The following is a 12,841-nucleotide window of genomic DNA, read 5'->3' on the forward strand; positions in this document are numbered from 1 at the left end:
GGAGGAGTACAATCTAAAAAAGAACACGTTTAAACCAAAAAAAAGATGCAATCTTAAGACTGCATCTTTTATATTTTGAATCGTTTATTTTCTTATCCTACAAAAGCGAAAACTTTAGCAAACAAATCTGGGAAAACCCCCAAGATAATTAGAGAAGCGATAACAAATACGGCTACAATATTGTACGTAAGTGTTGCTTTTTCTGTTGTTTTGAAAGTAGTTTCTTTAAAGAAGAACATGGCGATAATTAATCTTAAATAATAAGCAATTGATATTGCCGAACCTAAAACTGCTACCAATACAATAAAGACATTATGATCGTTCCCTAAAGCCTGTGCAAACAGTCCAAATTTCCCCATGAAACCTGCTGTTAATGGAATACCCGCCATTGAAAGTAGAGAAACCGTAGTTACTACTGCCAATAAAGGCTCAGATTTTGCCAATCCTTTGAACGCTTCGTAAGAAGCCTCTCTTTTGATTTTCTCAACATAAATTAGACACATGAAAACTCCTACCGTTGCTAAAGAATACGCAAATAAATAGAAAGCTAACGTGTATGTAGATAAAGCATTCATCCCGAAGAATACCAAACCGATATAACCTGCGTGCGAAACTGATGAATACGCCAACATTCTTTTTGCATTGGTTTGTGCAAGACCCATTACGTTTGCCAAAAGTAAAGTAATGATGATGAACACGCCTAAAATGTTAATCCACTCTTCAGTTACTCCAACAAAGCCAATGCTCATCATTTTAAATAAAGCAAAGAACCCTGAAATCTTTACAACACTTGCCATAAAAGCAGTGATTAAAGAAGGTGAACCATAATATACATCTGGGCTCCACATGTGGAACGGTGCTAAAGCTACTTTGAAAGACATCGCACAAAGCATCATAATTACCCCAATGATAAACATAATGTTTGTAGGATGCGCAATACTGAAATCCTGAATATTCATTAAATCAAAACTTCCAACACTTCCGTAGATTAAAGCAACACCGAAAAGTAAGAAACCTGTTGCAAATGCTCCCATAAGGAAATACTTAATCGAAGCTTCGTTGGATCTAAGATCAGTTTTATTCGCTCCTGCCATTACGTATAATGGGATAGATAGAATTTCAATACCGATAAACAATGTTACCAAATTCTGGAATCCGAAAAGGGTAATACCTCCGCAAAGTGCGAAAAGCATTAAAGCATACAATTCAGATTGGTGGCTTCTGTGATTGCTGAAAGCAAAACCTCCCAAGAAGAAAAGTAATAATGTTATTACCAATGATATTTTGGTAAATAAAGCAGCATTCACGCTATAGTTATACATTGTTTTGTATTGATTGAAGAATTCTGCCTGTGGCATAAAACTTACAACCAGCGCAATAATAAGCCCTAGAATACCGATGTATCTTGCTAATTTTCCTTTTTCAAAAACTCCTGAAAACAAAGCAGCAACGGCCGTTAGGAAAACAATAATTAAAACACTCATAATTTATTTTTGAGATTTGAAAGTTGTAGTAAGTATAAAGTCTAGATGGTGAAATTGCTTCCTAAATCATTTAAACCTGTACTTTCTTCTTCCTTCTTAATTTTTTATTTCTTATACTCTTTTTATCTTTTAGCTAATCATGGCTGTGTAGATAAATCTCACAGAACTTCCTACCATATCAATAACCGGTTGAGGGAAAATACCCAACACGATTACAAATACAGCAATACTAGCCAATACTGAAAACTCAACTGCAGAAAGGTCTTTTGCAGTAGCTAAAACCGCATCATCACCTTTACCAAACATTGCTTTTCCGTAGAATCTTAGCAAGTAAACAGCACAAAGAATTACTGTAAGACCTGCAATGATACATGCTAAAACATTAAAGCTGAAAATTGATTTAATCAAGATAAATTCTCCAATGAAACCATTCGTTAATGGAACCCCCATTGAACCTAAAATTACAATAAGGAAAAGAATCGCAAATTTAGGAGCTACTCTTGCTAAACCTCCCATTTGTCTGATGTCTCTAGATTTAAATCTTTTGTATAAAATATCACAGCAAAAGAAAAGACCAGCAACGTTGATACCGTGAGCAAAAGTTTGTACCAGAGCTCCTTCAGCTCCTTCTACTGTGAATGTTCCATTTAATGTAACTACTGCTGAAGCAAAAATACCTGCTACCATCAAACCTACGTGAGAGAATGATGAATAAGCGATAATTCTCTTCATATCCGTTTGGATAATCGCAATTAATGCACCGTGTACAATCCCTACAATTGCTAAAATAATTACAATCTGACCACTGATTCCGAAGATTGCAGAAGGTGTGATAGGTAATAGATAACGCATTACACCGTAAATCGCCATTTTAAGCATAATACCTGATAAAAGCATTGAGCCTTGCGTTGGCGAATATGTGTACGTATCCGGTTGCCAAGTATGGAAAGGAAATACCGGAAGTTTAACCGCAAAAGCAAAGAAAATCATCCAGAACACAACAATTTGTTGAGTTTCTCCTAAGTTAGCATTATATAAATCGGTAAGAGCAAAAGATGCCGAGTGAATTCCAACATAAATAATTCCTGCAAGCATAAATAATGACCCTACGAAAGTATAAACAAAGAATTTTGTTGTGAATTCGAATCTTTTGTTTTCTTGCCCCCAAAGTGCTGCAATAAACCAAATAGGAATTAACGTTACCTCCCAAAAAATGTAGAATAACAAGCCATCTAGAGAAGTAAATACTCCTACAAGACCAAATTGCATCATCAAAATAAGCGCATAGAAAGTATTTCTGTAGCTTACATTTTCATTAAACGAAGATAAAATAATAATTGGTGTAAGAATGTTGGTAAGAAGCAAAAGCAACATACTCATTCCGTCAATTCCAAAGTGTAAAGTACTTTTAATAAATTGCGACCAAGGATATGTGATCTCGTACTGAAGTTTGCTATCTACCGTAGCGCTATAATCAAAATCTGATACAGCGTAGAAGGTAAGAAGCATTTGTACCAAGGCAATTGCCAATGCTACATATTTACTTGAAGCACTTTTCCATGCAAAGATCAATCCCGAACCTACAAGAGGTAAAAGTAATAATGTTAATAGTAAATAAGACATTATTATTGTAATATAAAGTTAACAATCAATATAATTCCCACAGCTAAAGACATGATCAGAATGTACGTTTCTACATTTCCGTTCTGTACTCGCTTCATAGATCTACCGCTGTCTTCAGCGCCTTCACCTACAAAGTTTACAAAACGATCAAGAATACCTTTATCAAACATTTTTCCGCCGCGGCCAAGACCTTCAACAGTTTTTACAATTAAAGCATTGTAAATTTCGTCTACATATAGTTTTTTAGCTGAAAGCTTTTCCCATCCTGTATATTGCTCCTCCGGAAGTGCTTGTTTTTTCTTGTTTACGTAAACGTTTTTCACGATAAACCAAACACTAAAGAACATCGCAACTGTTAATCCCAAAAGAATCATTTCAGTACCAAAAGGAACTCCAGATAAAGTGGCTTCCATGTGCTTGAAGCTTTCTTCTGTAAGTACAGGTTTTAGCCATTCCATTAATTTAGCATAATGACCATGACCAATGAAGTGTGGAAGGTTGATGAAACCACCTAAAACTGAAAGTGCAGCCAATACGATTAATGGTAAAGTCATATTAAGCGGACTTTCGTGTAAATGATGTTTTTGCTCTTCAGTACCTCTAAACTCTCCGTGGAATGTAAGATAATACAATCTGAACATATACGTTGCCGTCATCGCTGCTAAAACAAATAAGATTACCCAATACACAGGGTTCTTAGCAAATGCTGCAACCAAAATTTCGTCTTTAGAAATCATCCCTGAAAGTAAAGGGAATCCTGAAATTGCTAAAGTTCCGATTAAGAAAGTAGCGTGGGTAAGAGGAATGTATTTCTTTAAACCTCCCATGAAACGCATATCTTGCTCGTTGCTCATGGCGTGAATTACAGATCCTGCTCCTAAGAACAACAAAGCTTTAAAGAAAGCATGTGTCATTACGTGGAACATTGCTGTAGTATAAGCTCCCAATCCTAAAGCAATAAACATAAACCCAAGTTGAGAAACTGTAGAATATGCCAATACTTTTTTGATGTCGTTTTGACGAAGAGCATAGAAACCAGCCAATGCTGCTGTTAAGAATCCGATAAATAAAATACCTCCTTGTACAGTTGGTGCTAAAGTAAATAAGAAGTTTGATCTTACTACCAAATAAATACCTGCTGTAACCATCGTTGCTGCGTGAATTAGCGCTGAAACTGGAGTTGGTCCCGCCATCGCATCAGGAAGCCAAGTGTATAAAGGAACCTGTGCCGATTTTCCGGTTGCTCCAATAAATAAACTCGCTGTGATGAAGATAATGATTGGGCTATCTAGTTCAAACATTCCTGCGTTTTGTTTTACCGAAAGATAATCTACTGCGTTCGTTTGCGAAGCAATCATAAAAATACCAATCAATAAAGCAAGGTCACCAATTCTGTTCATGATGAAAGCTTTTCTTGCCACTTTACCATATTCTTCATTAGTATACCAGAAACCAATCAATAGATAAGAACAAAGACCTACACCTTCCCATCCGATGAATAAGATAAGGTAGTTGCTTCCCATAACTAAAAGTAGCATAGAGAAGATGAAGAGATTTAGATAAGTAAAAAACTTATAGAAACCTTTATCGTGGCTCATATAACCAATAGAGTAGAGGTGAATTAAAGATCCAATCCCAGTAATAATCATTACCATCATTAAAGATAGTTGATCAATCTGGAATCCGAAATTAATCTGAACTCCGTTTACTCTGAACCATTCGAAAGCCTTTACGATTACAGGCTGACTTTCTGAATCAAAATTTAAAAAAAGACTTACCGCGATACAGAATGGTACAAAAACCATTGCTGTCGCTAAAGAACCAACTACAATTTTAGGAAGATTCTTCCCAAAAAGCCCGTTGATGAGAAACCCTATAAGAGGTAAAAGTACTATTGCATACACTAAATTTTCCATTCTTTATCCTCTTAATTTATTAAATATACTTACGTCTACAGAACGGGTGTTACGATATAACATCGCAATAATTGCAAGACCTACCGCTACTTCAGCAGCAGCTACAACCATGATAAAGAATACCAAAAGTTGCCCGTCTCCATTTCCGTTATATGCCGAGAATGCAGCCAGTAAAAGGTTTACAGAATTTAGCATAAGCTCTACACAACCTAGCATTACAATTGCATTTTTTCTTAGCAATACTCCTAAAACACCTAGGCAAAAAAGCACAGAGCAAAGTGCAATGAAGTATTCTAAGGGAATGCTTTGCATAAATGTATTTACGTCTCCCATAATTTTATAAATCTTTTTTACCGATTAATACCGCACCTACAATACCAGCCAAAATTAGGATGGAAGCAAGCTCAAACGGCAAAACATATTCGTTGAATAATAATCTTCCCAAGTTTTTTGTAAGACCTACACCTTTATCTACATTGGCAACAACTACGTGCTTTTGTTCAATACCTCTGAAAAGTCCTAAAATACCAATTAAAAGAAGACCCGCTGTAAAAACTCCAACAAATTTTAAAGTATTAGACTTCTTACTTTCGTCTTCCTTATTAAGGTTTAGCATCATTAAGATATAAAGGAAAAGTACCATGATTGCACCGGCGTATACAATTACCTGAATAATTGCCAAGAATTGCGCATTAAGCAAAACATACATTCCAGCGATAGAAAACATGGTTACGATGAGCGAAAGGATCGCGTATAAAGGGTTTTTAGCAAATACAAAATATACAGCACTTGCTACCGCCAGAAACGCTACCAGGAAAAATAAAAACTGATCCATTATTTTACAGCATTTTTTTGTTTCTCGGATTGTCTAGGGGTAATATCAATCCTTTCATTTATCTTTTCTACCAATTTATCTTTACCGTAGATGAACGATCCTCTGTTTGTTTCTACATCTACCAATCTGTCTGTAAGATAAATCGCAGATTTAGGACAAGCCTCTTCGCACATTCCGCAGAAAATACATCTCAACATATTAATTTCATATACTTCGGCGTATTTTTCTTCTCTGTAAAGGTGCTTTTCTTCTTTGGTTCTTTCTGCAGCAGTCATTGTAATGGCTTCAGCAGGACAGGCTACGGCACAAAGACCGCAAGCTGTACATCTTTCTCTGCCTTCTTCGTCTCTTTTCAAAACGTGATGACCTCTCCAGATTTGCGCTCTTGGTTTATCTACTTCAGGGTAAGGATAAACTGGCGGACCTTTTACAATATTTCTTACTGCGTGCTTTAAAGTAATCCCCATTCCTTTAAAAATAGCAGGAAGGTAGATTTTCTCAGCAAGAGTCATTTCTTTGTTTGAAACAACTTTAGATCTGTTCGTAAGTTTCATTTAATTATTGATGTTAGATGTTAGACGATAGATTTTAGACTAATCTTGTCTGTTATCTTAATTAATTTTCAATTTAATTAGTTTCCAAAAGCTAAAATTACAGCTCCGGTTACCATTAGGTTTACTAATGCAAGTGGGATTAAAGTTTTCCATCCTAAGTGCATCAATTGGTCGTATCTGAATCTTGGAAGCGTCCATCTGATCCACATAAAGATTAAGATACCGATTATTGTTTTTGTTAAGAATGCAACGATACTCAAGATTCCTGCAGTGTTTTCACCCCAGTTTTGAGTAACCCATTCAATTCCTGGATAGTTGTATCCACCGAAGAATAGAACTACCATGAATGCATTAGAGATAAACATATTCACATACTCACCAAACATGTAAAGACCTAGCTTCATTGAAGAATATTCTGTAGAATATCCTGTAACCAATTCAGATTCACATTCAGGTAAATCGAAAGGGTGTCTGTTGGTTTCTGCAAGCGCAGCTACAATGAATACCAAGAATGCGATAGGTTGGTAGAAGATGTTCCAGTTCATTCCATCAAGCTCAATTAAACCCCAAAGTTTACCTGTTGCCTGAGTTTCGGAAATCATTTTTAAATCTAAACTTCCCGTCATCATTACAATTGAAAGCAAAGCCAATCCCATTGCTAATTCGTAAGAAATCATCTGAGATGATGCTCTAATAGCTCCTAATAATGAATACTTGTTGTTTGAAGCCCAACCTCCAATCATAATACCGTAAACTCCGATAGAAGCCATCCCGATAATATATAGTACACCAACATCGATGTTGGCAACCTGAAGGTCGAAAGAAGTTCCTCCAATGTTCAAGCTTTTTCCCCAAGGAATTACCGCTCCGGTAATTAACGAGATAAACATTACCAAGGAAGGTCCTAAAATAAATAAGAATTTTTCTGCGTTTGCCGGGGTAAAATCTTCTTTAAAGAAAAACTTACCACCATCTGCCAACGGCTGAAGAAGACCGAAAGGTCCTGCCTTATTAGGGCCAATTCTATCTTGCATGATGGCTGCAACTTTTCTTTCTGCCCAAGTAGAGTAGGCTGCAATCGTTAAAGAAAGCAAGAAAAGTGCTAATACAAGTATAAGTTTAAATGTAATTAAATCCATTTTTTATATTGTTTGAAATTTGAGATTTGAAATTTGAGATTTAAGCAATCCTGATGTTCAAATTTTCAAATTAAATAAATTTTCAAATTTTATTTTTCGTCTTTTTCGCTAATCTCTTTTGCCATTGGATTGTCTAAAACTCTTAGCTCGTCTTTTGGCTTTTCATAATGGTTTAGAGAGATTACCGAATGTCTGTCGATATGTCTTGGTCCTTCAATGTTCCAATCGCTCAAGTTTTTTCTTTCGAAACGGCAAGTATCACAGATAAATTCTTCAACTTCTCCCCATTGATCTTTTCTTGCAGTAACCCTTACAATCTCTTCACCTTTCATCCAAACGACAGCTTTTCCTGAACATTTATCGCATTTGCAAGAAGCATTCATAGGTTTTGTAAACCAAACTCTGCTAGAAAAACGTGCAGTTCTATCAGTAAGAGCTCCAACCGGACAAACGTCGATTACATTTCCGATGAAGTCGTTATCTAAAGCTTTGTTTAAGTAAGTAGAAATTTCAGCGTGATCTCCTCTGAAAAGGATTCCGTGTTCTCTTTCGCCAGTTAATTGGTTTGCAGCCAATACACATCTTGCGCAAAGAATACAACGGTTCATATTCAATTTGATATGAGGTCCTAAATCGTCTGCTTCGTAAGTATTTCTTTCAAATTCAGTTCTGGTTTCAAGGTTTCCGTGTTCGTAACCAAGATCTTGAAGATGGCATTCACCTGCTTGGTCGCAGATTGGGCAATCTAAAGGGTGGTTTACCAATAAAAATTCGGTAACGGCTTTTCTACCTTCCTGAGCTTTTTCAGAAGTAAGATTTTTTACTTCCATTCCGTCCATCACGTTGGTTCTGCAGCTTGCTACCAATTTTGGCATTGGACGAGGATCTGCTTCAGACCCTTTAGAAACTTCTACAAGACAAGTTCTGCATCTTCCTCCACTGGTTTCCAGTTTGCTGTAGTAGCACATTGCAGGAGGTACAGATTTACCACCGATTTGTCTAGCAGCTTCCAAAATAGAAGTTCCAGGCAAAACTTCAGTAGTTTGTCCGTCGATTGTTATTTTAAATTTTTTAACCTCTTCGCTCATAATTATACTTTAAGCAAATGCTTTATTTAATTTTTTTAGTATTAAAAGTGTATCCAATTCCAAAATTAATTTGGTAGAATACAAAATCCTGACTGGCTTTATCAGGTTTGTTATTAAGAGTGGTTTTAATATCCGGCATGTTAATATAGCCAAATTTTCCTTCTACTCTTGCCATAATGTGCTTCCAAAATACAAAATTGATATTCGTACGCGCATCTAAGCCAAATCCTGCCACATGAAATCTATCGCTTCTTTCGTTTGCAAATAATTTCACATTACTTTTAGGAAATAAAATCCCGGTTCCTGCTCCATATGCCCAATAGATATCAAAATCTTTTTTATCTAATAGGTTTTTATATTTTTCAATTCCGAAGTTTACATAGTTTAAACCATCGGTATGCTCAAAAGTCAAGAATTGTTCGTCAGCTAAGTTTACCTGACCATTCTTTACCATTGCAGCATATTTTGGATCTGAGATATTTCCGTTAAAATCTACCGTCTGATTCTGATCCATCACATACTTCATGTGGTCTGTTCCTACTACAATCGCTAGATTATCTTTAATAAAATAAGATGCTCTAAAATTGAATTGCGGCTTAGAAATTTGTCCTGGATCTATATATGCAATACTCAATTCTGAAGGTCTATCATGTGCCACAACATTGTTCAATGTAAAATCGTAGCCATCTCCTCTAAATCTGATATCAGAATTACTAAATCCGGCTCTGTTCCATCCCCAAAAGACAAACATAGAGCCTTTTTTAAAAGGATTAACCTCTTTTTTTTCTTCTGTAATAGCCTGTCCAAAAACTAAATTCGACAACATAAGACTTACAGCCACCAACTTCTTCATTTAAAACTTAAGCGTTTTTTTCAACTGCAGGGATTGGATCTGCATAATGCGCCAATCCGTAGTTTTGGGTTTGTGATAATTCTGGGTTTTTAACGTGCCATTCAAACTCATCTCTGAAGTGACGAATAGCTGCTGCAACTGGCCAAGCCGCTGCATCTCCTAATGGACAGATTGTATTTCCTTCAATTTTTCTCTGGATATCCCAAAGCAAATCGATGTCTTCCATCTTACCTTCTCCTTTCTCGATTTTCTTTAAAATCTTGTACATCCAACCCGTTCCTTCACGGCAAGGAGTACATTGTCCGCAAGATTCGTGGTTGTAGAATCTCGCTAAAGTCATGGTATGTTCTACCACACATTGGTCTTCATCCAAAACGATGAAACCTCCTGAACCCATCATTGTTCCGGTAGCGAAACCACCATCTGCTAATGATTCATAGTTCATATATCTTGGTTCTCCGTTTACGGTTTTCAACAATAAATTGGCAGGAACGATGGGAACTGAGCTTCCTCCTGGGATACAAGCTTTTAGTTTTTTACCGTCTTTAATACCGCCACAATATTCATCAGAGTAAATGAATTCTTCAACCGTAATGGTCATGTCGATTTCATAAACTCCTGGTTTGTTGATGTTTCCGCAAGCTGAGATTAATTTTGTACCTGTAGACCTTCCAACTCCGATTTTAGCATATTCTGCACCTGTAATTTCTATAATTGGAACAATTGCTGCAATAGATTCAACGTTGTTTACTACGGTTGGTCTTTCCCAAAGTCCTTTTACAGCTGGGAAAGGTGGTTTTAGTCTTGGGTTTCCTCTTTTACCTTCAAGAGATTCTAGCAATGCAGTTTCTTCACCGCAGATATAAGCTCCACCACCTCTTTGAACATAAATTTCACAATCGAAACCTGTTCCTAAAATATTTTTACCTAAAAATCCTGCTGCTTTTGCTTCTTCAATAGCTTCTTCCAAAATATCCGGAATCCAAGAATATTCTCCACGGATATAGATATAAGAAACATTTGAACCTAAACAGTAAGACGAAATAAGCATTCCCTCAATTAATAAATGAGGAAGAAACTCCATTAAATATCTGTCTTTGAAAGTTCCAGGTTCAGATTCGTCGGCATTTACCACCAAGTGTCTTGGTACGCCTTCTGGTTTTGCCAAGAAGCTCCATTTCATCCCAGTTGGGAATCCTGCTCCACCACGACCACGAAGACCAGAGGTTTTTACTTCTTCAAGAATTTCGTCTGGTGTCATTTTCAAGGCTTTTTCAGCAGCTTCGTAACCACCGTTTTTACGGTAAGTTTCAAAGTAGCGAATGCCTTCTATATGTGCGTTTTTAAGTAAAAGTTTTTTACTCATTGTTATATGCTTTTGGCGTGTGGCTTCTAGCTTTTGGCTATCTGCTGCGCGCCTTTTTTAATTAGTTTAAATTTTTTTTAGCCTAAATCAACCTGTCCTTCTCTACAAAGGTCAAGGATTTCGTCTACTTTTTCTATGGTTAAATTCTCGTGAAAGAATTTTCCTAATTGCATCATAGGAGCGTATCCACAAGCACCAAGACATTCTGCAGGTTTTAGGGTAAACATTCCGTCTTCGGTAGTTTGCCCATCCTTAATGTTTAGTTTTGTTCTGATGTGGTCTAATATTTTTTCACTTCCAGAAACCATACAAGGTCCTGTTCTACAAACTTCTAGAACATATTTTCCTACAGGTTTCATGTTGAACATGGTATAAAAAGTAGCAACTTCATATACTTCAATTGGCTTGATACTCAATAATTCAGCAACATAATCCATCACAGGAACGTCTAACCATCCTCCGAATTCTTTCTGTGCCAAGTGAAGAACAGGAATCAATGCAGATTTTTGTCTGCCTTCAGGATATCTTGCGATAATTTTGTGTACCTGTGCTAAACTTTCCGGTTTAAAAGCTATTGTTTCGCTCATATTTAAAGATTTTAGATTTTAGATTCTAGATTTTAGATGAAAAAATCGTAAGCTAAAAATCTTATCATTTTTTATAATTTATCTTGAATAATTCTTTTAGATTAATTTAAACTTTATAATCTAAAATTTATAATTTCAATTATGCGTCTAATTCTCCCGCAATAATATTCATACTACACATGGTTACAATCGCATCAGAAATTACAGAACCTGTAATCATTTCTGGATAAGCTTGGTAGTAGATAAAACAAGGTCTTCTGAAGTGAAGTCTGTAAGGGCTTCTTCCGCCATCACTTACCAAATAGAATCCTAATTCTCCGTTTCCACCTTCTACAGCGTGGTACACTTCACCTTTAGGAACATCAGTTTCTCCCATTACAATTTTGAAATGGTAAATTAACGCTTCCATTTTTTTGTAAACGTCTGCTTTTTCTGGAAGATAAAAGTCTGGAACGTCTGCGTGGAAATCTCCTTCTGGAAGGTTTTCGTATGCTTGTTTAATGATTTTGATTGATTCCCAGATTTCTTGTTGACGAACCATGAAACGGTCGTAAGTGTCTCCTGCACTTCCTACAGGAATAATAAAGTCGAAATCTTGGTAAGAAGAATATGGTTGTGCAATTCTCACGTCATAATCTACTCCTGCTGCACGTAAATTTGGACCTGTGAAACCATAGCTTAATGCTCTTTCTGCAGAAATTGCTCCTGCTCCGATGGTTCTGTCCATAAAGATTCTGTTTCTTTCTAATAGATTACAAAACTCTTGGAATCTTGGTGGGAAAGTTTTTAAGAAATCTTTTATTAATTCATGGAATTTTGGTGTGAAATCTCTTTCAAAACCACCAATTCTACCCATGTTTGTCGTCATTCTCGCTCCACAAATCTGCTCGTACATATCGTAGATACGCTCTCTTTCGATGAACATGTAGGTAAGACCAGTAATTGCTCCAGAGTCCATTCCTGTTACTCCATTACAAATAAGGTGATCACCAATTCTTGCCAATTCCATTAAGATAACACGCATATAATCTACACGTTTTGGAACTTCTACACCGATAAGTTTCTCAACTGTCATGTGCCATCCAAGGTTATTGATTGGCGCCGAACAGTAGTTCATACGGTCTGTAAGAGTCGTAATCTGAGCAAAATTTCTTCTTTCAGAAATCTTTTCGAAAGCTCTGTGAATATAACCAACCGTTTGCTCTGCGTGAAGAATTCTTTCCCCATCCATCGTTAAGATATTCTGGAAAATCCCGTGTGTTGCAGGGTGAGTTGGTCCTAAATTGAGGGTATATAATTGTCCGTCAATTTGTTCCTTGCTTTCGTATTGGTTAAGTATATTAGATAATGAATTGTCTTTCATAGTATATAATTGATAATTGATAAACGATAATTG

The 12,841-nt window shown here is 36.3% G+C and carries 12 protein-coding genes; all 12 read right to left on the reverse strand.

Annotated features, from left to right (window positions below; translation table 11 throughout):
• Nucleotides 1–92: 92 nt before the first annotated feature.
• The 12 genes from AC2A1D_RS12010 to AC2A1D_RS12065 all read right to left on the reverse strand — a co-directional run bounded on the left by AC2A1D_RS12010 (nt 93) and on the right by AC2A1D_RS12065 (nt 12,808).
• Complete coding sequence (locus AC2A1D_RS12010) at nt 93–1,484, reverse strand: NADH-quinone oxidoreductase subunit N (protein ID WP_484043886.1); 1,392 nt, start codon at nt 1,482–1,484, stop codon at nt 93–95.
• A gap of 129 nt (nt 1,485–1,613) precedes the next feature.
• The gene (locus tag AC2A1D_RS12015) at nt 1,614–3,107 is read right to left on the reverse strand and encodes a complex I subunit 4 family protein (protein ID WP_484043887.1); all 1,494 of its coding nucleotides are present in this window, start codon (nt 3,105–3,107) and stop codon (nt 1,614–1,616) included.
• Nucleotides 3,108–3,109: 2 nt separating this feature from the next.
• The gene (nuoL, locus tag AC2A1D_RS12020; RefSeq protein WP_484043888.1) at nt 3,110–5,023 is read right to left on the reverse strand and encodes an NADH-quinone oxidoreductase subunit L; all 1,914 of its coding nucleotides are present in this window, start codon (nt 5,021–5,023) and stop codon (nt 3,110–3,112) included.
• 3 nt (nt 5,024–5,026) lie between these two features.
• Complete coding sequence (nuoK, locus tag AC2A1D_RS12025) at nt 5,027–5,356, reverse strand: NADH-quinone oxidoreductase subunit NuoK (protein WP_484043889.1); 330 nt, start codon at nt 5,354–5,356, stop codon at nt 5,027–5,029.
• Between the two features lie 4 nt (nt 5,357–5,360).
• The gene (locus AC2A1D_RS12030; RefSeq protein ID WP_484043890.1) at nt 5,361–5,858 is read right to left on the reverse strand and encodes an NADH-quinone oxidoreductase subunit J family protein; all 498 of its coding nucleotides are present in this window, start codon (nt 5,856–5,858) and stop codon (nt 5,361–5,363) included.
• A complete protein-coding gene (locus tag AC2A1D_RS12035) occupies nt 5,858–6,412 on the reverse strand; it encodes a NuoI/complex I 23 kDa subunit family protein (RefSeq protein WP_484043891.1) in 555 nt (184 codons plus the stop codon). Before AC2A1D_RS12035 ends, AC2A1D_RS12030 begins: the two co-directional genes overlap by 1 nt.
• A gap of 77 nt (nt 6,413–6,489) precedes the next feature.
• The gene (nuoH, locus tag AC2A1D_RS12040) at nt 6,490–7,551 is read right to left on the reverse strand and encodes an NADH-quinone oxidoreductase subunit NuoH (protein ID WP_484043892.1); all 1,062 of its coding nucleotides are present in this window, start codon (nt 7,549–7,551) and stop codon (nt 6,490–6,492) included.
• An 89-nt stretch (nt 7,552–7,640) separates the two neighbouring features.
• A complete protein-coding gene (locus AC2A1D_RS12045; protein ID WP_484043893.1) occupies nt 7,641–8,639 on the reverse strand; it encodes an NADH-quinone oxidoreductase subunit G in 999 nt (332 codons plus the stop codon).
• Nucleotides 8,640–8,661: 22 nt separating this feature from the next.
• Nucleotides 8,662–9,492: a hypothetical protein gene (locus AC2A1D_RS12050; protein ID WP_484043894.1), complete on the reverse strand. Its 831-nt coding sequence runs from the start codon at nt 9,490–9,492 to the stop codon at nt 8,662–8,664.
• Nucleotides 9,493–9,499: 7 nt separating this feature from the next.
• Nucleotides 9,500–10,858: an NADH-quinone oxidoreductase subunit NuoF gene (nuoF, locus tag AC2A1D_RS12055; protein ID WP_484043895.1), complete on the reverse strand. Its 1,359-nt coding sequence runs from the start codon at nt 10,856–10,858 to the stop codon at nt 9,500–9,502.
• Between the two features lie 77 nt (nt 10,859–10,935).
• Nucleotides 10,936–11,445 carry an NADH-quinone oxidoreductase subunit NuoE family protein gene (locus AC2A1D_RS12060; RefSeq protein WP_484043896.1) on the reverse strand — a complete coding sequence of 170 codons (510 nt, stop codon included), beginning with the start codon at nt 11,443–11,445 and terminating at the stop codon, nt 10,936–10,938.
• 139 nt (nt 11,446–11,584) lie between these two features.
• The gene (locus AC2A1D_RS12065; protein WP_484043897.1) at nt 11,585–12,808 is read right to left on the reverse strand and encodes an NADH-quinone oxidoreductase subunit D; all 1,224 of its coding nucleotides are present in this window, start codon (nt 12,806–12,808) and stop codon (nt 11,585–11,587) included.
• Nucleotides 12,809–12,841: the final 33 nt, after the last annotated feature.

The sequence above is a fragment of the Chryseobacterium sp. HNCC26DJ239 genome (genome assembly GCF_057180445.1).